This window comes from Achromobacter veterisilvae (genome assembly GCF_900496975.1).
GTDB classification, from domain to species: domain Bacteria; phylum Pseudomonadota; class Gammaproteobacteria; order Burkholderiales; family Burkholderiaceae_B; genus Achromobacter; species Achromobacter veterisilvae.
Window position 1 is genome coordinate 1 of the sequence record NZ_UFQC01000030.1, and the last position, 24,576, is coordinate 24,576.

General features: G+C 67.9%; 20 protein-coding genes. 3 read left to right on the top strand and 17 right to left on the bottom strand.

The genetic code is table 11. The features are described 5' to 3' along the window. The 15 genes from AVE30378_RS23235 to AVE30378_RS23305 all read right to left on the bottom strand — a co-directional run. On the bottom strand, window positions 1-316 hold a 316-nt coding region (locus AVE30378_RS23235), incomplete at its 3' end, for a biotin/lipoyl-containing protein (protein ID WP_129243914.1). A 12-nt stretch (window positions 317-328) separates the two neighbouring features. Beyond that, complete coding sequence (locus tag AVE30378_RS23240) at window positions 329-1,030, bottom strand: GntR family transcriptional regulator (RefSeq protein ID WP_129243917.1); 702 nt, start codon at window positions 1,028-1,030, stop codon at window positions 329-331. A gap of 6 nt (window positions 1,031-1,036) precedes the next feature. Beyond that, the gene (locus AVE30378_RS23245) at window positions 1,037-1,759 is read right to left on the bottom strand and encodes an SDR family NAD(P)-dependent oxidoreductase (protein WP_129243920.1); all 723 of its coding nucleotides are present in this window, start codon (window positions 1,757-1,759) and stop codon (window positions 1,037-1,039) included. Beyond that, window positions 1,743-3,953, bottom strand: coding sequence for an alpha-ketoacid dehydrogenase subunit alpha/beta (locus AVE30378_RS23250; protein ID WP_129243923.1), 2,211 nt, complete (start codon window positions 3,951-3,953; stop codon window positions 1,743-1,745). The genes AVE30378_RS23245 and AVE30378_RS23250 overlap by 17 nt, the downstream gene beginning before the upstream one ends. 22 nt (window positions 3,954-3,975) lie before the next feature. Then, window positions 3,976-4,749 carry an SDR family NAD(P)-dependent oxidoreductase gene (locus AVE30378_RS23255; RefSeq protein WP_129243925.1) on the bottom strand — a complete coding sequence of 258 codons (774 nt, stop codon included), beginning with the start codon at window positions 4,747-4,749 and terminating at the stop codon, window positions 3,976-3,978. A gap of 180 nt (window positions 4,750-4,929) precedes the next feature. After that, window positions 4,930-7,041 carry a TonB-dependent receptor domain-containing protein gene (locus AVE30378_RS23260; RefSeq protein WP_129243928.1) on the bottom strand — a complete coding sequence of 704 codons (2,112 nt, stop codon included), beginning with the start codon at window positions 7,039-7,041 and terminating at the stop codon, window positions 4,930-4,932. A 424-nt stretch (window positions 7,042-7,465) separates the two neighbouring features. Next, window positions 7,466-8,515 carry an ABC transporter substrate-binding protein gene (locus tag AVE30378_RS23265; protein WP_129243931.1) on the bottom strand — a complete coding sequence of 350 codons (1,050 nt, stop codon included), beginning with the start codon at window positions 8,513-8,515 and terminating at the stop codon, window positions 7,466-7,468. An 89-nt stretch (window positions 8,516-8,604) separates the two neighbouring features. After that, the gene (locus AVE30378_RS23270; protein ID WP_129243934.1) at window positions 8,605-9,582 is read right to left on the bottom strand and encodes a CobW family GTP-binding protein; all 978 of its coding nucleotides are present in this window, start codon (window positions 9,580-9,582) and stop codon (window positions 8,605-8,607) included. 1 nt (window position 9,583) lies between these two features. After that, on the bottom strand, window positions 9,584-11,242 hold the full coding sequence (locus AVE30378_RS23275) for an amidohydrolase family protein (protein WP_129243937.1): 1,659 nt from the start codon (window positions 11,240-11,242) through the stop codon (window positions 9,584-9,586). A gap of 5 nt (window positions 11,243-11,247) precedes the next feature. After that, window positions 11,248-12,495: a metal-dependent hydrolase family protein gene (locus AVE30378_RS23280; RefSeq protein WP_129243940.1), complete on the bottom strand. Its 1,248-nt coding sequence runs from the start codon at window positions 12,493-12,495 to the stop codon at window positions 11,248-11,250. 26 nt (window positions 12,496-12,521) lie between these two features. Beyond that, window positions 12,522-13,403, bottom strand: a complete 882-nt coding sequence (locus AVE30378_RS23285; RefSeq protein WP_129243943.1) for an ABC transporter permease — start codon at window positions 13,401-13,403, stop codon at window positions 12,522-12,524. Window positions 13,404-13,411: 8 nt separating this feature from the next. Continuing rightward, on the bottom strand, window positions 13,412-14,455 hold the full coding sequence (locus AVE30378_RS23290) for an ABC transporter ATP-binding protein (RefSeq protein ID WP_129243946.1): 1,044 nt from the start codon (window positions 14,453-14,455) through the stop codon (window positions 13,412-13,414). 3 nt (window positions 14,456-14,458) lie between these two features. Beyond that, complete coding sequence (locus tag AVE30378_RS23295; protein ID WP_244235124.1) at window positions 14,459-15,304, bottom strand: ABC transporter permease; 846 nt, start codon at window positions 15,302-15,304, stop codon at window positions 14,459-14,461. A gap of 246 nt (window positions 15,305-15,550) precedes the next feature. After that, window positions 15,551-16,639 (bottom strand): M14 family metallopeptidase, encoded by a 1,089-nt coding sequence (locus AVE30378_RS23300; RefSeq protein WP_129243952.1) that lies wholly within the window; start codon window positions 16,637-16,639, stop codon window positions 15,551-15,553. Window position 16,640: 1 nt separating this feature from the next. Next, a complete protein-coding gene (locus AVE30378_RS23305; RefSeq protein ID WP_129243956.1) occupies window positions 16,641-17,978 on the bottom strand; it encodes an MFS transporter in 1,338 nt (445 codons plus the stop codon). Window positions 17,979-18,156: 178 nt separating this feature from the next. Between AVE30378_RS23305 and AVE30378_RS23310 the strand changes: the two genes are divergently transcribed. Then, a complete protein-coding gene (locus tag AVE30378_RS23310; protein WP_129243959.1) occupies window positions 18,157-19,086 on the top strand; it encodes a LysR substrate-binding domain-containing protein in 930 nt (309 codons plus the stop codon). Here the strand turns inward: AVE30378_RS23310 and AVE30378_RS23315 are convergent. After that, the gene (locus AVE30378_RS23315; protein WP_129243962.1) at window positions 19,083-20,624 is read right to left on the bottom strand and encodes a hydantoinase/oxoprolinase N-terminal domain-containing protein; all 1,542 of its coding nucleotides are present in this window, start codon (window positions 20,622-20,624) and stop codon (window positions 19,083-19,085) included. The genes AVE30378_RS23310 and AVE30378_RS23315 overlap by 4 nt on opposite strands. A 10-nt stretch (window positions 20,625-20,634) precedes the next feature. Further along, window positions 20,635-21,741, bottom strand: coding sequence for a DUF917 domain-containing protein (locus tag AVE30378_RS23320; RefSeq protein WP_129243965.1), 1,107 nt, complete (start codon window positions 21,739-21,741; stop codon window positions 20,635-20,637). 233 nt (window positions 21,742-21,974) lie between these two features. Here AVE30378_RS23320 and AVE30378_RS23325 point away from each other — a divergent pair, with 233 nt between their 5' ends. Both AVE30378_RS23325 and AVE30378_RS23330 read left to right on the top strand, forming a co-directional pair. Beyond that, on the top strand, window positions 21,975-23,555 hold the full coding sequence (locus AVE30378_RS23325) for an ABC transporter substrate-binding protein (RefSeq protein ID WP_129243968.1): 1,581 nt from the start codon (window positions 21,975-21,977) through the stop codon (window positions 23,553-23,555). Window positions 23,556-23,560: 5 nt separating this feature from the next. Next, complete coding sequence (locus AVE30378_RS23330) at window positions 23,561-24,571, top strand: ABC transporter permease (RefSeq protein ID WP_129243971.1); 1,011 nt, start codon at window positions 23,561-23,563, stop codon at window positions 24,569-24,571. Window positions 24,572-24,576 lie beyond the last annotated feature (5 nt).

Consider the following 24,576-nt stretch of genomic DNA (forward strand, 5'->3'; position numbering starts at 1 on the left):
CGTGCGCCGCCGGAGCGTCCGCGGGCACGGCTGCCGGCGCGGGCGGCGGGCTGGCGGCTTCGGCGGCCGCGCCGCCCTCGGACAGCAGGGTCGCGATGACGTCGCCCACCGGCACCTCGGTGTCGCCGGCCGGCACGTGGATGCGGTGCAGGACCCCGCTGTCCAGGGCTTCGAGTTCAATGACGGCCTTGTCGGTTTCGATTTCGGCCAGGATGTCGCCGGCCTTGACCGCATCGCCCGACTGCTTCAACCACTGCAGGATCTTGCCTTGCGTCGTGCCCGCGCCGATGGCGGGCATCACGACCTCGATATCCATGTCTGACTCGCTTTACGTGTTGTCCAAATTGCCCGTCTTCTCGATGTACAGGGCGGCGTCCGAAATGTCCGCCACGACCGCGGCGCGCGCGCCCTCGGCGTCGCGGCGCTCCAGGGCGCCCAGCAGCGCCGCGTGGTGGCTGAACGATTCCCAGCTCTCCGACTTGCGGTCCTTGCTGCCCATGCTCAGCGAAAACAGCGGCGCGATCTGCAGCCAGATGTTCTCGATCATGCCCACCAGCAGCGGCATGCCGGCCGCCTCGTACAGCGTGAAATGCAGGTTGCGGTTGGCCTCGATGGTCTTCAGGGTGTCGATCTTCGGCCGGTGCCCCAGCCTGTCGAACTCGTCGGCGTACTGCCGTATGCGCGCGACCGTCGCGTCCGTCATGATCTTGGAGGCCTCGGCCGCCGCGAAGCCTTCCATGCAGCAGCGGATGCGCACGATCTCCCGGAATTTCGGCAAGCTGGGCTTGGGCACGCGCAGGCCGCGGCTGGGCAGCATTTCCAGCGCGCCTTCGGCGACCAGCTTGTTGACCGCTTCGCGCACCGGCATCGGACTGGTGTTGAGCACGGCCGCCAGGCCGCGCAGGGTCACCTTTTCCCCCGGAGGCACCGCGCCGCTCATCAAGAGCTGGCGGGTCTTCTGGTAGATCTGGTCCGCGACCGTAATGCGTTCCTGCTTGTCGAGCAGGCCTTCCAGGATGCTGTTGTCCATATCGTCTCAATTCATATAGACGCCACCGTTCACATCCAGAGTGGCGCCGCAGATGTAGCTCGCGCCATCGGAACAGAGAAAGGCGATGGGCAAGGCGATTTCGCGCGGCTGCGCCATGCGCCGCAGCGGAATTCTATTCGCATCGAAAGCCTGCCCCTGCGTCATCCCCGTATCGGTCGCGCCGGGCGCGACGCTGTTCACGGTGACGCCGGAATCGGCCGCCCTGCGGGCCAGCCATTTGACGAAGGCATGCGTGCCGCCCTTGGCCGCGACGTAGTGCGGGCTGGCCGCCAGGCCGCCCATGCGCGCCGCCACGGAAGACACCAGGACCATCCGGCCGGCGCCCTGCGCGCTCATCTTCGCCAGCGCGGCGCGCGTCAGGTGCATGAGGCCAAGCAGGTTGATGTCGATGACCTGGTGGAATACCTCGTCCCAGCCCGCCTCGTTCCAGTCGTCCCAGGGGCAATAGCCCGCATTGGCCACCAGCGCGTCCAGGCGGTCGATGCCCGCCACGGCGGCTTCGGCCGCGGCCCGGTCGGCGACGTCGAACGCGATGGCGCGGGCCGGCACGCCGCCGGCGCCCAGTTGCTCGGCCAGGTCCCGCGGCGCCTGCCGGTCCGCCAGCACCAGCGAGGCGCCCTGTTCGCCGCAGACCGCCGCGGTCGCGCGGCCGATGCCGCCGGCCGCGCCGGTGATCAGGATGGTCTTGCCTTCAAGCGCGCGCGGCACGGGCGTCTCCCTTGGGCGTGGCCGACAGCGCGCTCTCGGCCAGCATGTCCTGGATCAGCGCGCGGACGTCGGCTTCGCCCGCCAGCGCGGCGCGCTCCAGCGCCTGCGACACCACGGGCGGCGCCCACCGGCCCGTGACGCGCTTGACCGGCTGGTCCAGGTAGTCGAAGTAGCGGCGCTGGATCTCGTCGGCGATCAGCGCCCCCAGGCTCGCGCCCCGCGTGGTCTGCTCCACGATCGCCACGCGGCCGGTCTTCATGACGGAGCGGCCGATGGTGTCGTAGTCGATGTCGCGCTGCGACAGCGTGCGCAGGTCGATCACGTCTGCGCGCACACCCGCCTCGTCCACCAGGCGGCAGCATTCGTCCACCATAGTCAAGGTCGTCAGCAGCGTGATCTGGTCGCCCTCGCGCACGCGCTTGGCGCGGCCGATGGGGATGTAGTAGTCCAGGTCCCTGGGAACCGGCGTCTTGCGCTTGTGCAGTTGCTGCGGCTCGATGACCAGCACCGGGTCCTTGCAGCGCAAGGCCGAGTTCATCAGGCCCACGTAGTCGAAGGCGTTGGACGGCGCCACGATGCGCCAGCCCGGGAACAGCGCGAACACGCCCGCCGGATCCATCGAATGCTGCGAGCCATAGCCTTCGGGTCCCGGGATGCGGGTGCGCAGCACCAGCGGCACGCAGGCCGTGCCGTTGAACAGGTGCCGGATCTTGCCCGCCTGGTTCAGCAACTGGTCGCCCGCGACCAGGAAGAAATCGCTGTACATCAGTTCGACCACGGGCTTCAGGCCCGACAGCGCCGCGCCGGTCGCCAGGCCGCAGAAGCCGTTCTCGGTGATGGGCGTATTGATCAGCCTGCCGGCGAACCGGTCGGTCAGGCCGCGGGTGGCGCCCACCGTGCCCCCGCCCATGTTGGCGACGTCCTCGCCGAAGACGTAGATGTCCTCGTCCTCGGCCATGCGCGCGCCCATGGTCCGCGCAATGGCCGCGATGTAGGACAGGGGTTCCATGTCCTCGGCGGCGTAGTCTTCCGCCTCGGCGTAGCGCACTCCGTCGAATTCCGCCATGTCGCTCGCCAGGTGCTCGTCCACGGTGGCGGCGGCGGGCCAGAGTTCGGCGCGGATGCGGGCCGACGATCCGGCGCCTTCGACGCAGGACGCGGCGGCGGCGTCCACCGCATCGTTTACGGCGGCGTCGATGGCGGCCAGTTCGGTGGCATCGAGAATGCCGCGCGCCGGCAGCTCCCGCTGCAGGAACAGCCAGGGATCGCGCGCCTTCCAGGCGTTCTCCTCGTCGCGCGTGCGGTAGCCGAATGCGCTGCCCGGGATCGACGAACTCTGGTGGTAGTAGCGGTAGACCTCGGCCAGAATGAAGGCCGGCCGCCCCTCGCGGGCGATGTGGTCGCGCGCCCAGCGCGTGGCCAGCCAGACCGCGAACGGGTTCATGCCGTCCACCTTGACCGCCGCGATGCCGTGGCCCTGCGGCCGCGTCAGCAGTTCGGTTTCGAAGGTGGATTGCTCCACGCTCATGGACACGGCGTATTTGTTGTTCTCGAGGAAGAAGATCATGGGCAGGCCGTACAGGGCCGCCAGGTTCATGGCTTCGTGCGTGGCGCCCTGGTGCACGGCGCCGTCGCCGAAGAACGTGACCATGGCCTTGCCCGAGCCGCGCCGCTTCTCCGCGAACGCGTGCCCGCAGGCGATGGGAATGCCGCCGGCCACGATGGCGTTGGTGCCCATGATGCCCAGGTCCGCGCGGCGCAAATGCATCGAGCCGCCGCGCCCGCCGGTCCAGCCGTCCTTCAGCCCCAGGATCTCGTGCATCAGGCCCTGGATCTCCTGCCGCATGCGCAGCGTCAGCCCGGCCGCGGACGGATCCAGGCCGTCGTCGTACAGCGCGTTGACCGCCTTGGCGATGCATTGGTGATGCGCGCGGTGCGTGCCGTTCATCAGGGTATCGACGGGCAGCGCCGCGATGCAGCCCGCGGCCGCGCCTTCCTGCCCGATGCTGGAATGCGCCGGCCCGTGCACCAGGTTCAGCTTGTCCAGTTGCAGGATTTTTTCCTCGAAGCGGCGCGCCACCAGGAACAGCGTCGTCAGCCGCAGCGCCTCGGCGCGCGTCAGCAGCGCCCAGTCGCTCTCCTGCACGGCCAGCGTGTGCACCGGCGTTTTCTGTTCGAGTTCCTCGAATTGCATGCTGTCCCCTCGTCAGTGGCGCTCAGATGTGCGCGGTCACGCCGCCGTCCACGACCAGGCTCGCGCCGGTCACGAAGTCGGAAGCGGGGCTGGCCAGGAACAAGGCCGGGCCGACCAGGTCTTCGGGTTCGCCCCAGCGCCCCATGGGCGTGGTGGCCACGACGCGCTCCGCGTGCCCGGGGATGTCCACCCGCGCCTGGCGGGACAGCGCGGTATCGATCCAGCCGGGCTGGATCACGTTCACGGCGATGCCGTCGGCCGCCCAGGCGCAGGCCAGCGACCGCGTCAGTTGCAGGACCCCGCCCTTGCTGGCCGAGTACGCCGCGGTCACGGCGTTGGAGGCCAGCGCCAGGATGGAGCCGATGTTGATGATCTTGCCCTTGCCGCGCGCCCGCATGGAGGCGTGCACGGCCTGGCACATGTTGAAGCTGCCCTTCAGGTTGATATCGACGATGCGGTCCCAGACGTCTTCGGGGTAGAGCTCCGGCCGCATGCGGGTGTTGACCCCGGCGCAGTTCACCAGCACGTCGACTCCGCCGAAATCGGCCAACGCCTCGGCCACCACCGTCTCGCAGGCGGCGCGGTCTTCCACTTGCAGCGCGTAGCTTCCGGTCTTTGCGCCGGATCCGCGCAGCTCGGACGCCAGCGCATCCAGCCTTTCCCCCGCCAGGTCGGCCAGCACCACCGTCGCGCCCGCCCGGGCAAAAGCCCGGCTGAGCGCGGCGCCGATGCCGCCTGCCGCGCCGGTAATCAAAACGACCTTGTCTCGGATATCGAAGTGTTCTTGTTGGGCCATGCCGCTTCCGTCGAATACTATTTTTGATATGTGATCACAAATTGGATTCTATGAATGGGTTCGGAACGCGTCAACCGCGGGGATATCGGGGTCTACCCGTAGAACGGAAAAATGGCGGGACGGTTCCCCCGTCCCGCCATGGCGGAAGCTATCGGGCCGCCGGCGGCGGCCCGCGCGTCTTCAGTACGTCATCCGCACGCCCAGCAGCACGCTGCGTCCCGGCAGCGGCGCGACGGAGGAGATGAACGAAGCGTGGTTGTAGGCCAGCTTGTTCAGCAGGTTGGTGCCGCGCAGGTAGACTTCATAGCGCGTGGCGCCATACTGGCCGCGATAGGCCACCACCGCGTTCACCATGTTGTAGCCGGGCGTGCTGTCCTCGTAGGCGGCGATGTCCTTTTGCGAGAAGACGCGCGCGTACTCGACGCCGCCCGACCACTGCCCCCACTTCACGTTGCCCCGCAGGCCGGCGCGGGCCGCCGGGATGCGCGGCAGGTTGCCGTCGCCCCCGGTCAGCTTGCCACGCACGTAGTCGCCGAACACGGCGGCCGAGAACACCGGCGTGAACTGGTGGCGCAGCTCGCCTTCCACGCCCGTGAATTCCGCGTCGCGCTGGGCGTATTCGATCAGGCGGAAGTCCTCGTAGCGGTCCAGCGTGTTGGCATAGATGTAGTTCTTCACCCGGTTGTGGAACACGCTGGCCGAGAACGTCGTGTCGCCGGAATGCTTGCGCAGCGTCAGGTCGATGTTGTGCGAGGTCTCGCGGCCCAGGTCGGGGTTGCCCAGTTCGTAGGTGTTGGTGGCGATGTGCACGCCGTCGGCGTAGAGTTCCTGCGCCGTCGGCAGGCGCTGGGAGCGCGACAGCGACAACGCCACCGAGTACTGCGGCGCGAAGTCCCAGATGGCCGCGGCGGAGAATGAGGTGCCAGACAGGCTGCTGCGCGGCGCGCCGCCCGACGGCGAGATGCGCTGCCAGTCCTGCCGCGCGCCCAACTCGAAGCGCCAGTCGTTCAACTGGTATTCCTCCAGCACGAACAGGCCGTTGGAGCGCGTCTTGCTGCGCGGCAGGAACGCTTCCTCGCCGTCGGCGCTGAAATCGCTGTAGGCGTTCTGCAATCCGATCACGCCGCGCCAGCCCGCGATGGGCTTGTGCTGCAATTCCAGGCGCAGGTCATAGCCCTTGTTCTTGAAGCGGGTGCCGACTTCGCCGCCTTCGATCTCGTCGTGCTGGTAGTCGGTCAGGCCGCCGCGCAGCCGGATCTTCTCGAAGCCGGCGAACGGGTCCTGGTATTCGGCGCGCAGGTCCAGGCGGTTGCTGCGCAGTTTCACGTAGGGCACGCCGCCATGTTCATGATCGTGGTCGTGGTCCTCGTCTTCGTCGCCGTCGTCATGATCGTGGCCGCCGCAGTGCAGGTGCGTGCCATGCGGGTGGCAGCCTTCGTATTCGTGATTGTGCCCGGGCAGGCCGTATTCGCTTTCCAGGTGGGTGAAGGCCAGGCCGACGTAGCCGCGCGCCGTGATCCACGACATGCCGACGGAACCTTGGGAGGATTCGCTGTACGAGCCTTCCAGCTTGCCGCCCGGCCAGTCCGGCACGTCGTAGTCGCTGGTGCGGCGCTTCATGCCTTCCACGCGCACGGCGAATTGCCCTTGGCCCGCCGTGATGCCCACCGCGCCCGAGCGCTCCTTCGTGCCCGTGGCGCCGCGCAGCTCGGCTTCGGCCTCGATGCCCTTCTCCGGCACCGCGGTGGGAACCTTCTTGTCCACCACGTTGACCACGCCGCCGATCGCGCCGCCGCCGTACAGCAGCGTGGCCGGGCCCCGCAGCACTTCGATGCGCTCGGCCAGCAGCGGCTCCACCGTCACGGCATGGTCGGGAGAAATGCCGGACGCGTCCATGACCTCGGAACCGTCGGACAACACCTTCACGCGCGGCGCGGTCTGCCCGCGGATGACCGGACGGCTGGCGCCGGCGCCGAAGGTATCGCTATTGACGCCGGGCAGGTTCTTCAGCGTTTCGCCCAGCGTCCCGGTGCGCTGTTCGATCAGCGCATCGCCTTCCAGTACCGATGCCGGCAGCGTGGTGCTGTTCAGGTCCAGGCCCAGCGGATTGGCCGACACCGTGATGGGCGCCAGCGTCCGGGCGCTGGCGGATTCCGTTTCCGTCTGGGCCTGGACCGCCGGCGCGGCCAGTATCAACGCGCAGGCCAGGGGCTTGAGGCCGCCCTTGCGGCGCGGCCGCCGGCCGCCTCCCGCGCCGATTTCCCGCTCCCGCCCCTGCTTCTTGCCGTTCATTTTTGCCCTCTTCAAATGTTATATCATTACAAACAAGAAGCAAATGATATAACATTTCAGTTGTGGTGCGGGGAGGGGGGCGTAAAAGGCAAGGGTGTCTGACACCCGGGAAGCATCGGGGCAGAACGGAGCACGTCTCGTACGGGTGTCAGACACCTTTCCGCGTTCCGTCTCGTATGGGTGTCGGACACCTTTCCGCGAGGTGAAGTGTCTGACACCCGTACGGAATGCCGGTCCGGGTGGAGATGGTCTTGACGGGTGTCTGACACGGGGTTGTGGGTGTCTGACACCCGGGAAGCATCGGGACAGAACGAAGCGCGTCTCGTACGGGTGTCAGACACCTTTCCATGTTCCGTCTCCTACGGCGGGTGCCAGACACCTTTCCGCGAGGTGAAGTGAGCGTCCAGCACCCAGGCGGCCTCCCTCATCCCGCCTTGAATTCCTTGTTCCAGAATTCGAGGATGTCGGCCTTCTTCTCCGTCAGGCCCTTCAAGTCGTAGGCGTGCAGCAGCTTGACCTCGGCGTCCGAAAAGCCCACCCGCTTCAGCGGTTCGGGCAGCGACGCGTTGGTCACGGTGGGCGCGTAGCCCATTTTTTCGGCGAAAGCGATCTGGCCCTGCGGGTCGAGCATGGCGTTGAGGTATTCCCAGGCCGCGTCCTTGTTGCGGCTGTTCTTGGCCACGGCGGCCTCGAACGCCACCGGCACCGAACCTTCCTTCGGGATGACGAAGCCCAGCGGCAGGCCGCTGTCGCGCCATTGCAGCGCGCGCGCCTTCCACATGCACGCGATGGCGATCTCGCCCGACTTGAAGGCGGCGGCCACCGCTTCGTTGGACGGATAGATGCGCGGCGCATTGGGCTTGAGCTTGGCCAGGAAGCGCTTGCCGCCGTCGAAGCTCTTGGTGTCCCCGCCCGCGCCCAAGCCGACGAACACGGCGTTGTACAGGTACAGGATGTCGGAAAAACCCACCTGCCCCTTCCACTTCGGATCCAGCAGCACCTCCAGCGAGTCCGGCGGCGTGGGGAATTTCTCGGTGTTGTAGACCAGCGTCATCGCGCTGAAGATGTGCGGGATGGAATACGGCGTCTTCAGGGCGCCGATCGCATGCGCCAGGTTGGGCAGCTTCTTGGCGTCCACGGGCTCCAGGGTGCCCGACCGCTCGGCGTCGTACATGTCGACCTCGCCCAGCAGCGCCACGTCCATGCTGCCGCGGCGCGAGTTCTTTTCCGCGCGCAGCTTGGTCACGCGGCCCACGGCGTTGCCCGTGTCGTACACCACGTTCACGCCCTGCTTGCCGACGATGGGATTGATGATCTGCTGCAGCAGGTTCTGGTAATCGCCGCCCCAGGTCCCTACGACGATTTCTTTCCCGGCGGCATGCGCCATGCCCGGCATCCAGCCCAGGGCGGGGGCCAGGGCCAGGCCGGAGGCCGTCTTGATGAAGCCACGGCGAGTCAGGTTTTTCTCTTGCATAACGACCTCGTATCGAAGGGGAACAGACGACTTACTACGAAGCGGACGCGCCGCCGGCATTGCCGGTGGCCGCGCCCCTGGCGAAAATTTCAGGCGAGCATCTCCACCGGCGCATCGGGCGCGCACGCGCGGATCTCGTCGGCGTCGATGTCGCGGGCGATGACGATGATGGCGTCGCGCGCATCGGGCTGCCGCGTCAGGCGCTGGGGCGCGCTGAATGTGGTGCCGACCGACTGGATCAGAATGGGTTCGGCGCATTCGCTGACGCGCACCACCGCCTTGACGCGCAGCAGGCGCTCGCCGCAGAAGCCGGCCAGGTTGTCCAGCCACTCCGAGAAATCCGTCCAACTGATGCCCGCGCGGGCCCGCGCCGCCATGACGCGGATTCTCGGGTGCGCCGCGGTTCGCCCGCCCGCCGCCAGCATGTGCGCGGCCAGGCCCGCGAGGTCGGCCGCCCCTTGCGCGGGCGCGAACGCCGCCAGCACGGCGCGCCGGCGGTCCGGCTCGGCGATGACCGCGGCCAGGGGGTTCAAGGCGGCGGCGCGCGCGGCACGCGCTTCCAGCCCGGACGGCGGCAGCAGATCAGTTTTGGTCAGCACGATGCGGTGCGCGGCGCCGAACTGCGCCATCGCCTCGTCCATCTCCGCCAGCGCGTCGGGATCGCGCGCGCAGTCGTCGGTGCAGACCACCGTGAGGCGCAGGCCGCGGCTCGTCAGTTCCGGATCGGCCAGCGACGCGATGACGGGCCCCGGGCGCGACAGGCCGCTGCACTCCAGGACGACGCGCTTGAGCGGTCCGGCGCCTTCCGGCCTGGGCGCGTCCAGCAGCGCGCTCAGCGTATGGATCAGATCGCTGCGCAGGGAGCAGCACACACAGCCGTTGGCCATCAGAGTCATCGGCACGTTGCCGCTGTCGTTGGCCACGATGGCGCCGTCCACGCCGACCTCTCCGGCTTCGTTCACGATCACGCCGGTATCCGCCGCGGCGGGGTCGCGCAGGTAATCCACCAGCAGCGTGGTCTTGCCGCTACCCAGGAATCCGCAAAGCAGGAAGAGGTCGACCGCCATGTCAGGCCCCCGCCTGCGCGTCATCGCAGGGCGAACCCGCGGGCGAGCCGCCGAAAGGCGGGCGCTCGCCGTCCGGATCGTCCGCCCAACTGCCCTGGACCATGGCGCGCACGTCGGCCAGCAGTCCGGCCGTGTCGTACACCACGCCGGACTTGATGGTGGTTTCCAGGCAGCGCTGCCATTCGACTTGCGCCGTCGCGTCGTTCAGGCGCATGGCGCCGGTGCCGAACAGCAGCTTGAAGTCGGTCAGCGGATTCTGGTTGTGGATCAGCAGGTCGGCGCGTTTCTGCACGTCGATGGAGCCGGTGTCGTCATCGATGCCCAGCAGCGCCGCGCTCTGCGACGTGGCCGCGCGCAGCACCTCGATGGGATGGAAGCCCGCTTCCTGCAGCAATTCCAGTTCGCGGATGAAGCCGAAGCCGTAGATCTGGAAGATGAAGCCGGAATCGCTGCCGGCGCAAACGCGGCCGCCCAGGTTCTTGTATTCGTTGATGAATTGCATCCACAGCCGGTAGTTCTGCTTCCACTCGATCTCGTTGGTGGTGCTCCAGCGGTACCAGTAGGCGCCATGTCCGCCGCGCTGCGGCTGGAAGTACTTCCAGACCGCTTTCCAGGTGTATTCGTCGTGCCAGTCGGCGCGGCGCGCGCGCATCAGGTCGCGGTTGGCGTCGTAGATGTTGAAGGTGGGCACGAAGGTGTGGCCCAGTTCCAGGAAGCTGTCCATGACCTCGCGCCACTTGGCCGATCCCGGCTGCGCGGCCTGCATGAACGTCTGCCCCGCGACCGCGAAGCGGTAGTACTCGTCGCTGTAGTTGTAGTCGGTGGGGAACGACTGCACCACGCGGTCCTCGAACAGGGCCTCGGGCAAGCCGTAGTAGTGCTCGGAACTGGTCAGGCCCCAGCGCGCCGATTTCAGCGCGTTCACCCGCGTGACGGCCATTTGCGCATGGTGGCAGCCCGATCGCAGGCCCAGTTGCGCCGCCTCGTCCAGCGCGGCCTCCATGATGGCGGGCGGCGCGCCGAAGAACTTGATGCCGTCCGCCCCGCGCGCGGCCAGTTTGCGCACCCATTCACGGCCCTGCTCCGGCGTGTGGATGGTCTTGACGCGGTCGTTGACCGCCGGAAACACCGAATGCACCACCATGCGCGGCGCGGCGATCCTGTTGGCGGCGGACAGCTCGCGCTGCTCGAGCGTCCAGCCCAGCCCGCCCATGGCGCCCATCTCGCGCACGGTGGTCACGCCGTGCGCCAGCCACAGCCGGTAGATATAGTCGGCGGGCGGCACGATGCCGCTCATGGCGTGGTAGGGCGTGCCGATGTGCGCGTGCGCGTCCACGAAGCCCGGCGTCACGAATTTGCCGTGGCAGTCGATTTCATGGTCGCCCGGCCCCGGACGCCGCTTCGGGTCGATCGCCTTGTGCGGCGTGCCCACGTTCACCAGCCCCGTGATCCGGTCGTTCTCGATCACGATGTCCACCGGCCCCCACGGCGGCGCGCCGGTGCCGTCGATGATCGTGGCGCCGCGCAGGATCAGGCGGGGGAACGGCCCCAGTCCGCGGTCCCGGGGCGCGGGCGCCGACGGCGGATGCCAGCCCTTGGCCGCGTTGACGTCGCGGGATTCTTCGCCGACTTCGGATTGCTGCTGCGTGGGATCGCTCATGGCGCCTATACCCCCAGTCCGTTGTGTTCGATGACGCCGCCCTTCATGATCAGCGCGATGCGCTCGCCCTGGCCCAGCAGGCAGGACAGGTCCCGGTAGGGGTTGCCGTCCACCAGCAGCACGTCCGCCAGCGCGCCGGCCTGGATGCGGCCCAACTGCCCCACCTGGTTCAGGACCTCGGCGGCGGTGGTGGTGGCGCACTGGATCACTTCCTGCGGCGTCAATACTTCGGCGCGGATGCGGAACTCGTCGCTTTGCAGCCGCTGCGAAGGCCCCAGCAGGTCGGAGCCGTAGCCGATCTTCACGCCCGCCTTCTTGTAGATCTCCAGCGAATGCAGGCCGGCGGTGCGTACCGTGGCGATCTTGGCCACCGAGTCCGGCGGCAGCCCGTAATCGGCGCCCTCGTTCGCCAGCGCTTCGTACGTCACCAGCGTCGGCACCACGAACGCGCCCTTCTCGGCCATGTAGCGCGCCACTCGCTCGTCGACCAGATTGCCGTGCTCGATCGTGCGCACGCCGTTGCGGATGGCGCGTTCGATGGCGTCCGCCGTGTACGAGTGGGCCATCACATAGGTCTGCCGGCTGGCGGCCTCGTCGACGATCACGCGGATTTCCTCTTCCGAGTAGCCGTAGGACGCGATCGGGTCCGTCGGCGAGGCGACTCCGCCGGAAGCCATCATCTTGATCTGGTCCGCGCCCATCTGCAGTTCCTGGCGCACCGCCTTGCGGACGTCGTCGATGCCGTCGGCCACGCGGCCGATGTCGCCGGCGCGGAAGCAGCAGCCGCAGAAGCTCATGGGCCGCAGGTGGTCGGAGCGCGGGCGCGGATCGCCGTGCCCGCCGGTCTGGCTGATCGCGCGGCCCGAGATGAACAGGCGCGGGCCCTTGACCGTGCCCTCGTTCACGGCGCACTTCAGGCCCCAGCCCGCGCCGCCCGCGTCGCGGACGGTGGTGAAGCCGCGGCGCAGCATCGCCGCCATGATGGGCACGGCGCGCATCATGACCAGCGCGTCCGGCAGCACGCCCTGCGTGCTGAGGTTCAGTTGGGTGGCCAGCACGTGCACGTGCAGGTCGATCAGGCCGGGCATGAGCGTGCGGCCCGCGGCGTCTATGGCGTGCGCGGACGCCGAGGCGATCGGCTTGTCGGAGACTTCCTTGATGACGCCGTCCTCGACCAGCACGTGCCGGCCTTCCAGCAGGTCCGCCTGCAAGGGATCGAGCAGGTTCGCGTTCTTGAACAATACAGAAGCCATGAGGGATTCCTTTTGTGGAGTCGGGTTCAGGACGCCATGGTCTTGATATAGCGGCGATGGATCAGCCAGTTGGAAATCAGGGCGATGACGAGCGTGCCGCAGACCAGGATGACGGCCAGCGCGGCGCCGAAGGGCCAGTTGGAGGCGCGGGTGATCTGGTCGTACAGCGCGGGGGCCATCATGGTCAGGCCGGAGCCTCCCAGCAGCACCGGCGTGGCGTAGGCGTTCATGCACAAGATGAACACCAGCATCGTCCCCGCCGCCACGCCGGGCGCGGCGATGGGCAGCACGATGCGGCGCAGCGTGGTGAAGAAGCTGGCGCCGACGTTGCGCGCCGCCTCTTCCACGGACAGGTCCATGCCTTCGAGCACGCTTTGCAGCGTCAGGATCAGGTAGGGCATCACCACGGCGGTCGTGCCGATCACGACCGCCGTGGGCGTGTACATCAGGGTCAGCGGCCGGTCGATCAGGCCCAGCCCCTGCAGGACGGCGTTCACCACCCCGGCGTTGCCCAGCGCCACCATCCAGCCGGCGGCGCGCACCACGTTGCCCACCATCAGCGGGAACACCAGCAGGATCACGAACAGGCTCTTGTAGCGGCTCTGCGTGCGCGCCAGGAAATACGCCACGGGAAAGCCCAGCACCAGCGCCAGCACCGTGCACAGCCCGGCGATCCCCAGGGTCGTGAGGAAGATGTCGCGGTAGTAGGGATCGCCGAAGAACTTGGCGTAGTTCTCGAACGTGAAGGCGGTCTGCATCAGTTCCGCCGGGTCGAAGCGGTTGAAGCTGTAGCGCGCCAGTTGCAGGATGGGAACCAGGATGATCGCCAGCACCACCAGCGATGCCGGAAACGCCAGCCCTGGCCCCAGCCAGCCCCTGCGGGGCCCGTCTTGCGTCGCGGTCGACATGGGGGCTCCTATTGTGTGAACGACACGCAGTCGTCGGGCTCGAAGCACGCGTAGACGCGCGCGCCGGGGGCCGGCTGCGCCTGGCGCGCGCCGCCGTTGGCGACCTGGCTGACCATGCGGTCGCCGCCTTCCAGTTGCACCCGCACCTCCAGGATCGATCCCAGGTAGAGCGAGGACTCGACCACGCCCGCCAGCGCGTTCCCGCCCGAAGGCTGCTCCCGCAGGCTCACCCGCTCGGGCCGCACGCCCAGGTGCGTGGCCCCGGAGCCGCCCTGCGCCGCGATGCGCTGGCCGGCCTCGGTCTGGAAGACGTTGTCCGCGCCGCGGCCCTTGAAGACGTTCATCTTGCCCAGGAAGTCGGCCACGAACAGGTTGGCCGGCCGCTCGTACAGCGTGTCGGGCGTGCCGACCTGCTGCACGATGCCATCGTGCATGATGGCCATGCGGTCGGCGATCGCCAGCGCCTCTTCCTGGTCGTGCGTGACGAAGACCGTGGTAAGGCCCAGGCGCCGCTGCAAGGCGTGGATTTCTTCGCGCACTTCCACCCGCAGCTTGGCGTCCAGGTTGGACAGCGGTTCATCAAGCAGGAAAACCTTGGGTTCGATGGCCAGCGCGCGCGCGATCGCGACGCGCTGCTGCTGCCCGCCGGACAATTGGCGCGGGTAGCGGTCGCGCAGTTCGCTCATGCGCACCATGTCCAGCACGCGCCGGATCTTGCCGTCCCGGTCGGCCTTGGGGATCTTGTGCATTTCCAGGCCGAAAGCCACGTTCTCCGCCACCGTCATGTGCGGGAACAGCGCGTAGCGCTGGAACACCATGCCCGTATCGCGCTTGTGCACGGGCAGGCGGGTCACGTCGGTTTCGCCGATGCGGATGCGCCCCGCCGTGGGCGCGATGAAGCCGGCGATCATGCGCAGGGTGGTCGTCTTGCCGCAGCCGCTGGGGCCCAGGAACGCGACCAGCTCCCCTTCCGCGATCTCCAGCGAGAAATCGGACACCGCCACCGCCGCGCCGAACTGCTTGCGGATGTTTTCGATCGAGACCTTCGCCATCTTCTACACCACCTGACTGAGTTTCACGTAGCGGTCGGTCACAAGCATGATGATGCCCAACAGCAGAATTTGCACCGAGGCCACCGAGGCGATGGTCGGATCCAGATTGAATTCCAGGTACTGCATGATCGCGATGGGCAGCGTGGTGCGCCCGGGCCCGACCAGCGACAGCGACAATTCGAGGTTCTCGAAGGACACGACGAAGCTGAACAGCGCGGCGGCCACGATGGACGGGCGCAGCATGGGCAGCGTCACCCGCATGAACGCCACCGGCGCGCTCGCGCCCAGGTTGCGCGCCGCTTCCTCGATGGATCCGTCCAGGCCCGCCATGCCGGCGGTGACCAGCCTGACCGTCCAGGGAATGGTCAGGCACACGTGGGCGATCACCAGCCCGCCGAAGGTGCCGACGATGTCCTGGTCGAAGACCTCTTCGGCGCGCAGATAGAACAGGTAGATGCCCACGCCCGCCACGATGCCGGGGATCAGCAGCGGCGACAGCAGCAGGGTATTGATGCCCTTGCTGCCGCCGAAGCGGTAGCGGGCGATGCCCACGGCGGCCAGCACGCCCATGGCCACGCCGATGAAAGCGGCCACCAGCGACACTTGCAGGCTGAACAGGAAGCCGTTGGCGAAGGCGGGGTTCTCCCAGGCCTTCACGTACCAGGACAGCGTGTAGCCGGACGGAGGGAAGTAGAGGATGGCGTCCTTGAAGAAGCTCAGCCAGACCACCAGCACGATGGGGCAGAGCATGAACGCGTACATGAGGACGACGAAGACGCGGTGCAGCCACGTCGCCCATGGGATCACCCGCAGGGGCTGGTCCCGGACGGCCGCGACGGCCGAGTTCAAAGGAGGCGCGTTATGCAAATCCCTGGTTCCTTGTCAGCTATGCCGGCTAGGTTTGAAACTCCTCCGGTAAGGACTCTTCGGCCTCTACGGTTAACCAGAGCATACGGACGGGTTGCTGCGCGGCTCAACTAGGGATAACCCACCACTAGGAAAATCCCGGACACGTCTTGGAATGCACACATCAGAAGGTGCAACCCGCCGCAATGCCAGGGCGGTGGCAGGTGCAACCCGGCCTTGCCGGCCGCGCTACGCCTCCAGTCCGCACAGCGCCTGCAACACGGCAACGCGGCTCTGGCCCAGCACCATGCCGTGCCAGTCGTCCTGGCCGCAGTAGAACGCGTCCAGCGTGGCTTGCAGGATCTGGCGCCGCAACGCCTCGCCGGCCTCGGGATGGGCGCGCAGCCAATTGCGGCCGCGCAGCGCGTGGACCACGTCTTCCCACGGCAAGGTGCCGAACTCCAGCGCCATGAGGGTAGGTTCGGAATCGGGGCAGGCCTGGTAGATCAGGCCGGCCAGATGCCCGGTGATGTCCACCGACGCGGAACTTCCCTGGTACGGCACGGCGATGTCGCTGCCCCACCAGCGGCGCGCCCGCGCCACCTCGGCCTCGTCGCGGCGGCCGGCGTAGATCTTTTCGCCATGGCCGCGCGGGCCCAGGCCGGTGTGCACGTCGATCCAGCCGATGCGCGCATGGCGGCTGGCATGCGCGCGCAGAATGGCGCGCAGGTTCGCGAGCGACGCCGCCGGGCCGCCGCCGCCATAGAACAGGCCGTCGGCGTGCGTGTACTGCCCCTGCGAGACGGCCCGGGTCACCGCGGGCAAGCCATGCTGCTCGATATGGCGGGCGAGGTCCCGCCGGTTCTGCTCCGTCGGCGGCCATTCCTTGGGCAACAGCAGGCCGTGGACCAGCCCATAGCCGGGATTGGACGGCAGCGGGCCGCCGTCGAACGGCTGCGCGTTGCGGTTCAGGTCCACGTTGCCTTCGTCCGTGCGCGCGATCCACGAGAATCCGTAGGGGTTCACGGCGTGCACCAGCAGCAGGGCCACGCCCGCGCGGCGCGCCCGCTCCAGCATCGGCGCGTCGTCCAGCAGCGCCAACTGACAGCCCGAACCGCAGAAACCCTCGACGCCGTGCGTGGCCGAAGTCATGATCAGCAGCCGCTCGGCGTTGGCATCCCCGATCAGGGCCACGTCGGTCGCCAGCGGCTCGCCTTCGCTGCCCAGCGGCTCGATGGCATAGGACTGGACGTGCGCGGCCACGGGGGCCGCCGCCGACAGGAAGCGGTCGCGGGCCTGGGCGTAGCTGGCGGAAAAATAGCGGTTCGCGGATTGCATCTCATGCCTCTCGGGTATCGATTTCGTGGCCGGTGCGGTCCCGGATCCAGAACAGCACCACGGTGGAAAGCGTCACGGTCACCATCAAGTACCAGGCCGGCGCCATCGGATTGCCGGTGACGTGCAGCAGCCAGGTCACGAAGAATTGCGCAAAGCCGCCGAAAACGGAAATGCCCAGCCCGTACACGACCGACATGCCGGTCGTGCGCACCGCCTTCGGAAACAGCTCCGGCAGCATGGTGATCACGGGCGCGGTCTGCAGGGCCAGCAGCACCGCCAGCAAGGCGATCACCGTCATCAGCCGCCCGGTGCTGGGCGCGGACACCAGCCACTGGAAACACGGCAGCAATGCGCACACGGTGGCCGCGCGCGACCAGAAGATCACCTTCTTGCGCCCCACCCGGTCGGCCAGCATGCCGACGAACGGCGCGATCAGGAAACCGATGGCGCCCAGCACGACGCTGGCGGACAGGGTGGACGTGGCGGGCAGGCCCAGTTCCTTGTTGGCGTAGGCCGGCATGTAGAAGCCGATGATCTGCGCGCACACCATGCCGCCGATCACCAGCAGGATGCCCTTGACCACGAGGGCCTTGTGTTCGGCGAACACGCGGCGCAGGGGCTGATGGCCGGCCGACGCCGCCGACTGCGCCGCGCTGGCGCGCGACGGCTGTTCGAGCGTTTCCTCCAGATTGCGCCGGATGTAGGCGCCCACCGGCACCGTCAGGATGCCGATCACGAACGGCACGCGCCAGCCCCAGGCCTGCATCTGCTCCCTGGTCAGCGCGGCCGTCAGCAGGGCCACCGTGAGCGCGCCCAGCATCACGCCCAGCGACTGGCTGCCGAACTGCCAACTGGAATAGAAGCCGCGCTTCTCCGGCGGCGCGTGCTCCACCAGCAGCGTGGTCGACGCGCCCACCTCCCCGCCCGCCGCGAAGCCCTGGATCAGGCGCGCCAGCACCATCAGCACCGGCCCCGCCGCGCCCATCTGCGCGTGGGTCGGCGCGGCCGCGATCAGCGCACAGCCCAGCCCCATCAGCCACAGGGTAAGCGTCATGGCCGCGCGCCGCCCGTGGCGGTCGGCATAGGACCCGATCAGCATGCCGCCCACCGGGCGCATCAGGAAGCCGACGCCGAAGGTGGCGGTGGTCAGCAGCAACTGCCCGTAACCCGAGGCGGCCGGAAAGAACAGCGGCCCGATGACCAGCATCAGGAACGTGAAAACGGTGAAGTCGAAGAACTCCAGCGCGTTGCCGATCGTGGTGCCGGCGATGACGCGCCGGCGCATCGCCGGCGTGTGGAGATCCTGCCGGCCCGGCGCGGCGGCGATAGCGATAGACATTTTTTCCCCTTGATGTCCGTTCCGGTGGCGGCCGGCCCGTGAACCCGGACGCTGCGCCTGCCCCGTGAGCATGAATATACGGACGGCAAACGATAAGGAAAAGACAGTATTTTTGTTCCAGCGAATACTTTTTCTTATATGCTGGCGCTGGTCGATTCCCGGATCCGGACTCCGCCCCATGAACCTGCGCCAACTACGCGCCTTCGTACTGATCGCCGAGCACGGCAGCATCCGCGCCGCGGCGCGCGCGCTGTTCGTCACCCAGCCCGCGGCCACGCGCAGCCTGCGCGAACTGGAGCAGAGCGTGGGCGCCGAACTGATGCGGCGCAGCGCCCGGGGAGTGGAGCTGACCGTCTATGGCGAAGCCCTGTACAAGCGCGCCGTCCTGATCCTGCAGGAAGCGCGCAGGGCGCAGGAAGAAATCGGACAGATGCGCGACGGCGAAGGCGGCACGCTGAACCTGGCGTTCAGTTCGGCCGCGCTGACGGTGCTGCCCGCCGCGCTGGCCGCCTTCCGCGCGCGCATGCCGCGCGTGGCCGTCGCCTTCAACGAGGTGGCGCCGCCCTACAGCCATGAACAACTGGAATCGGGCCGCTACGATTTCCTGGTGCAGACGGAATACGACGGCGACATCGACGACGGTTTCGCCCGCGCCACGCTGTTCACCCTGCCGCTGGCGGTCGGCGCGCGCGCCGGCCATCCGCTGCGCCACGCCCGCAGCCTGGCCGAACTGCACGATGCCCTATGGCTGCTGCCCGGCAACCTCCAGGCGCCCGCCAACCTGCTGCGGCTGGCCTTCGCGGCCCACAAGCTGCCGGCGCCCCGCGACGTGATCCCGTGCCAGTCGATCGCGGTGGCGCTCGCCATCATCGCCGAAAGCGATGCCCTGGGCATCTTCGTGCGCAACCTGTTCGACCACAGCCTGCTGCCGCGGGGCCTGCGCATGCTGTCATTGGCGCACGAACTGCCCGCCGCGCGCGTTTCCATCCTGACCCGCGCCGACTCGCCGCCCACTCCGGCGGCGCAATGCTTCATCGATTGCCTGCTGGACGCGCGCGCGGGCACGGCGGACGCGGGCGCGCCAGGGCTGCGCCCGAAACGCGCCTAGCGCGCGCGCCCGGCGATCTCGCCCACCACCCGGACCCGCGCCCTTACGGCGTTTCCGGGCAGATAGGCCAGCGGAATGTCTTCCTGCTCGATCACGGTGATCGTTTCCGCGTCCGCGCCCGCCGCCACGGCGCGCTCCACCGCGATGCCGCGCGCGCGTTCCAGCAGTTCCTCGCGGCCCAGGTTGGTGAAGATCTGGTCGACCTCGCCCGAGACCTGCGCGATGGCCGCGCCCACGGCGTTCGCCACGGCATGGTTCTCGACCCGCACCACGTCGGAGAAGCCCGCGACCCGGTCGGGAATCAGGACCGAACCGCCGCCCACGGCGATCAGCGGCACCTCCCGCGCATCGCTCTTCATGCGGTCGCAGGCCTCCGCGATGGCGTCATGGATGCGGGCAAGCGCGCCGCGCACCATGGCCGGATCCAGATGCGCCACCCGGGCGCGGTCGCCGATGTCGGCCAGTCCCGCCGCGACGGCGATATCGGTGCAGGTGAGCTGCTGGCCGCCGAATACCAGGGCCTCTTCGAGCAGGCGGTGGCCGACGCTGACCGGGCCGACCTGCAAGGTCTGCGGATCCACCAGCGTCCCGCCGCCCACCCCGATGGAAAGCAGGTCGGGCATGCGGAACGCGGTGCGCACGCCGCCCACTTCCACCATATTGTTGGCCTGGCGCGGAAAGCCGTTCTGCACGTAGCCCACGTCCGCCGTAGTGCCGCCGACGTCGCAGACCACCGCATCGTTGATCGAAGCCAGGAACACCGCCCCGCGCATCGAATTCGTGGGCCCGGACGCGAAGGAATGCACCGGGAAGTCGCGCGCATTCTCGGCCAGGGTGACCGTGCCGTCGTTCTGGGTAAGGAACAGCGGCGCGCGGATGCCGCTGTCGGCCAGCGCCTGCACGAACGCGTCGGTCGTCTTGTGGGCCAGGTCGATCAGCGTGGCGTTCAGCAGCGCCACGTTCTCCCGCCCCAGCAGGCCGATGCGGCCCAGTTGGTGCGAATAGGTGATGCGGCAGTCGGGATGCTCCTGCAGCAGGATCTCGCCCGCGCGCAGTTCGGCCGCGCCGATCAGGGGCGAGAAGACGCCGCTGATCGCCACCGTGGAAACGCCCGACGCGCGGATGGCGCGCGCCGCGTCGCGCACCGCGATTTCATCCAGCGGCATCAGCTCGCGGCCGTCGAATTCATGGCCGCCCTGCACCAGGTACGTGCCGCCGTTGACCTTCCGCGCCAGGTCCTCGGGCCAATCGCAGAACGGCAGCAGCGACGCCGCCGCCGGCAGGCACACGCGCAGCGCGGCGGCCGGTTCCAGGTCGCGGCGCTGCACGACGGCGTTGGTGAAATGCGTGGTGCCGATCATCACGGCGTCCGGCGTGGCCGCCGGCGGGCAGGCCTGGATCAGCGCGGCGAGCGCGCGCCGCACCCCCGTGGTCACGTCGGAGGTGGTGGGCGACTTGACCGCGCCCAGCACGCGGTTGTCCTGCACAAAAACGGCGTCCGTGTTGGTGCCGCCTACGTCGATGCCTATGTGTTTCATGTCAGGGGCTCTATGCGAAGACCGAGCGATAGTCGAAATCGAAGCCAAAGGCGCGCGGGCCGACCAGTTCCAGTCCGCGCGGCGTGGTGAAGACGGACGGCGCGGGCAGCGCCAGCACGCTCACGCGCTGGCCGAATCGCAGCACGTCGGTCCCGATGCCGTCGCCGCTGACCGAATCCAGCACGCAGATCAGGTCGGGCGTCATCACTTCGGGCACGCCGTCGCGCTCGCCCACCGAGAATTCATTCTGGAAATGCAGCGTGTACCGCGAACCGCGGTCCTCGCCCAGGCCTTCGAGCACGGCGCGGCCGCGCAGGAATCCCGCCGTGGTGCGGCGCTCGACGTCGACGACCTTGCCGGTGAACATGCGCTTGCCCGCCGTTTCCTGCAGCACGGCGCCGATCACGTCGTCGTGCTGGCGGCGCGCGCGCAGCACGACTTCGCCCAGGCGGATCGCCTTGCTGACGGTATAGAGAATGCCGTGGTCCTTGACTTCGCTGCCTCGCCGCGGCGTCTTGCAGGTGGCGGCCGTGGACCCCATTTCGACCACGACCTTGCGGCTCAGGCGCTCGACCCAGGTGGCCGAGGCGGCGCGCGTCACGATGACCTCGTTGTCGCGGATGTCGGCGACGGCCAGCGGGTACATGGGCAGATCGTTCGCGGCGAAACTCGTCATCTGGGCCTCCGGATAGGCCCGGCCCATGCTGTCCGCATCCACCACGGGCAGGCCCGTCAACGCCGCCACCATGAAGGGCTGCAGGCCGTTGCCGCCGCCGATCTCCAGGGCCATCACGGCGCGGAAGCGCGCGCCGCAGTATTCCTCCATCATGCGCACCGGCTTGACCGCGAAATGCGGGTCGGCCAGGCGTTCCTGCCCGACCAGCGGCGCGCCCATGCCCGAAACCACCGCGACGCGGTCGTCGTCGTCCAGGTACATGGGATCCAGCAGAGAGACGCTGTAGCCCTTCTTGTAGAGCTGGCGCATGTTCAACAGTTTCTGGTACGGATCGCCGCCGCCGCCGGTGCCCAGGATCCAGGCGCCCACGGCCAGGGCTTCCATCTCTTCGGCGGATACGACGCGCGTTCCGGTGTTCGTGCTTGCGGCTACAGATAGCATGGTTCGATGAAGTCAGAAGTGAGCCGGGATGGGAGACAAACCTTACTTCGCCGCGATCTGGCGGGGCAAATTGAATATGCGCATGTCTCGCATAGACCCAAATCATGCGCCTGCATGTGTTGAACCTATGTGCCGCATTCTTCGTATTTATTTGCCGTGGCCTGGTGCATCTGCAAATATCAGGCCACGTCCTCCGGCACCGACCGGCAAGCGATATACAAGGGGAAACACCAATGCGGCAACGCCTGAGCAACTTCCTTCTGGCAACGGCCATCGCCTGCGCCCCAGCGGCCTCGCATGCGTTCGAGACCTCGAACGGCAAGCGCATCCTCGTGATCGGCGGACAGCAGGCGGTGTCCGTCATGGACCCGGCGCAGAAATACGACTTGTCCATACGCACCATCCAGCAGGCCACCTATGACGCGCTGCTGAAATACGAGGGCGATCCGCCCGAACTCAAGCCCTGGCTCGCCACGTCGTGGTCGGCGAATCCGGACGCCACCGAATGGACCTTCAAGCTGGATCCGCGCGCCCGCTTCCAGAACGGCGATCCGGTGGACGCCGCCGCCGTGAAGGCCTCGTTCGAGCGCACGCTCAAGCTGAACAAGGGCCCCGCCTGGATGTACGCCGACTTCCTGAAGTCCGAGAACATCCTGGTCGACGATCCGCAGACCATCCGTTTCAAGCTGACGCGCCCCTACGCCGCGTTCCTCGGGCTGATGCCGTGGTGGTACATCGTCAACGTGAAGGAAGCGATGGCGCACGAGCAGAACGGCGACTACGGCCAGCAATGGCTGACCGAGCACACCGCCGGATCCGGCCCGTTCCGCGTCAAGCGCGTGGAACCCAATTCCCTGTACGAACTGGAAACCTGGAACGACTACTGGAAAGGCTGGCCCCAGCCCGAAAAGGCGCGGCTGGGCGGCATCATCTACCGCGTCATCACCGAGAACTCCAGCCGCCGCGCGGCGCTGGCCCGCGGCGAGATCGACATCGCCGGCAGCCTGTCGCCCGAGGACATCGACCAGCTCGCGGCCGTCAAGGGCGTGAAGATCGGCCGCAAGCCCGGCATGGGCGGATTCGGCCTGAAGTTCAATACCCAGGGCAAGTACATGTCGGACCTGAACTTGCGCCGCGCGCTGGCCTATGCGTTCGACTATGAATCGCTGCTGAAGATCTACAACGGCAAGGCGCGCCTGATGGACAGCCCGTTCTCGCCGTCGGTGCAAGGCCACATCGCGGTGCCGGACATGCCGCGCCGCGACATGGACCGCGCGCGCGACTACCTGGCCAAGTCGAAGTGGCCGCAGGGCGGCATCGAACTGGAATACGTGTACGTGCAGGGGCTGGAAGAAGAACGCCAGATGGGCCTGCTGCTGATCGACAACCTGAAGCCGCTGAACATCACGGTCCGCATGGTGCCGCTGACCTGGCCGAACATGGTGGCGCGCGGCGCCAAGGTGGAGACCTCGCCCGACATTTTCGCGTCGTTCACCTCGGTGATGTCGATCGACCCCGACTCCGTGGCCTACATGTACCACAAGGGATCCTGGGGGCAGTACTACGCCACGCACTTTCTCGACGACCCCGAACTCTTCTCGCTGATCGAACGCGCGCGCACTCTGTCCGCCTGGTCCGATCGCCAGCCGCTGTATGAAGACATCCAGCGCCGCATCGTGGCCGACCAGCCCGAGATATTCGGCATGATCCGCGACCGCACCACGGCCTCGCGCGACTATGTCCAGGGCCTGCTGGACTCGCCCATCCGCATGGCCAGCGAGTTCGACCTGTACCCGCTGTACATCGGCCGCTAGCCCCCATGCTGCGCTTCATCCTGAAACGCTCGGCCTTCATGCTGGCGATGCTGGCCGGCCTGCTGGCCATCACGTTCACGATCTCGCACGTCGCGCCGGGCGACCCCGCCCGCCTGGCGGCCGGCCCCAACGCCACCGAGGCGATGGTGGAGACCATCCGCGCCGAGTACGGCATGGACCGGCCCGTCCTGGCGCAGTTCTTCACGTATCTGGGCGGCGTGATCCACGGGGACCTGGGGCGCTCCATCACCACCACGCGCCCGGTGTTCCAGGACCTGCTGCGCTACTTCCCGGCCACGCTGGAACTGGTGTGCTTCTCCATCCTGCTGTCCATCGTGGGCGGCGTGGCCCTGGGCACGGTGGCCGCCGCCACGCAGAACCGCTGGCCGGACCACCTCATCCGCCTGCTGTCCACCTCCGGCGTGGCCTTCCCGATGTTTTCGCTGGGGCTGCTGTTGAAGTACCTGTTCGCGCAGCACCTGGAATGGCTTCCACTGGGAGGAAGGCTGGACATGCTGGCCATCCCGCCGGACACGATCACGGGCTTCTACACGATAGACAGCCTGCTGCACGGCGACTACGAGACCTTCGCCTCGGCCCTGGGCTACATGATCCTGCCCGCCTTGGCGCTGGCGTTCCCGGCGCTGGCGTCCATCATCCGCGTGAACCGCGCCGAGATGCTGGAAGTGCTGCGCCAGGACTACATCGTGGCCGCTCGCGCGCATGGCGTCGCCCCGTGGCGCGTGATCGCCAAGTACGCCTTGCGCAACGCCATGCTGCCCACCCTGGCCATGATCGGCCTGCGCTTCGGCTGGATGCTGGGCGGCACGGTGCTGATCGAGTCGGTGTTCGACTGGCCGGGCATCGGGCTGTATGCGGTGCAGGCCACGATGAATTCCGACTTCCAGCCCATCATGGGCGTCACGCTGGTCCTGGGCGCAAGCTTCATGCTGATCAACTTCGTCATCGACATCGTCTACGGCGCGCTGGATCCTCGCGTCCGCCACCAGGGCTGAGCCTC

Coding starts and splice junctions, on each gene's coding strand:
- AVE30378_RS23305 (WP_129243956.1), bottom strand. CDS start 17,978: ATGTCTATCGCTATCGCCGCCGCGCCGGGCCGGCAGGATCTCCACACG.
- AVE30378_RS23240 (WP_129243917.1), bottom strand. CDS start 1,030: ATGGACAACAGCATCCTGGAAGGCCTGCTCGACAAGCAGGAACGCATT.
- AVE30378_RS23320 (WP_129243965.1), bottom strand. CDS start 21,741: ATGCTATCTGTAGCCGCAAGCACGAACACCGGAACGCGCGTCGTATCC.
- AVE30378_RS23275 (WP_129243937.1), bottom strand. CDS start 11,242: ATGAGCGATCCCACGCAGCAGCAATCCGAAGTCGGCGAAGAATCCCGC.
- AVE30378_RS23310 (WP_129243959.1), top strand. CDS start 18,157: ATGAACCTGCGCCAACTACGCGCCTTCGTACTGATCGCCGAGCACGGC.
- AVE30378_RS23290 (WP_129243946.1), bottom strand. CDS start 14,455: ATGGCGAAGGTCTCGATCGAAAACATCCGCAAGCAGTTCGGCGCGGCG.
- AVE30378_RS23260 (WP_129243928.1), bottom strand. CDS start 7,041: ATGAACGGCAAGAAGCAGGGGCGGGAGCGGGAAATCGGCGCGGGAGGC.
- AVE30378_RS23280 (WP_129243940.1), bottom strand. CDS start 12,495: ATGGCTTCTGTATTGTTCAAGAACGCGAACCTGCTCGATCCCTTGCAG.
- AVE30378_RS23315 (WP_129243962.1), bottom strand. CDS start 20,624: ATGAAACACATAGGCATCGACGTAGGCGGCACCAACACGGACGCCGTT.
- AVE30378_RS23255 (WP_129243925.1), bottom strand. CDS start 4,749: ATGGCCCAACAAGAACACTTCGATATCCGAGACAAGGTCGTTTTGATT.
- AVE30378_RS23330 (WP_129243971.1), top strand. CDS start 23,561: ATGCTGCGCTTCATCCTGAAACGCTCGGCCTTCATGCTGGCGATGCTG.
- AVE30378_RS23270 (WP_129243934.1), bottom strand. CDS start 9,582: ATGGCGGTCGACCTCTTCCTGCTTTGCGGATTCCTGGGTAGCGGCAAG.
- AVE30378_RS23300 (WP_129243952.1), bottom strand. CDS start 16,639: ATGCAATCCGCGAACCGCTATTTTTCCGCCAGCTACGCCCAGGCCCGC.
- AVE30378_RS23265 (WP_129243931.1), bottom strand. CDS start 8,515: ATGCAAGAGAAAAACCTGACTCGCCGTGGCTTCATCAAGACGGCCTCC.
- AVE30378_RS23325 (WP_129243968.1), top strand. CDS start 21,975: ATGCGGCAACGCCTGAGCAACTTCCTTCTGGCAACGGCCATCGCCTGC.
- AVE30378_RS23250 (WP_129243923.1), bottom strand. CDS start 3,953: ATGCAATTCGAGGAACTCGAACAGAAAACGCCGGTGCACACGCTGGCC.
- AVE30378_RS23285 (WP_129243943.1), bottom strand. CDS start 13,403: ATGTCGACCGCGACGCAAGACGGGCCCCGCAGGGGCTGGCTGGGGCCA.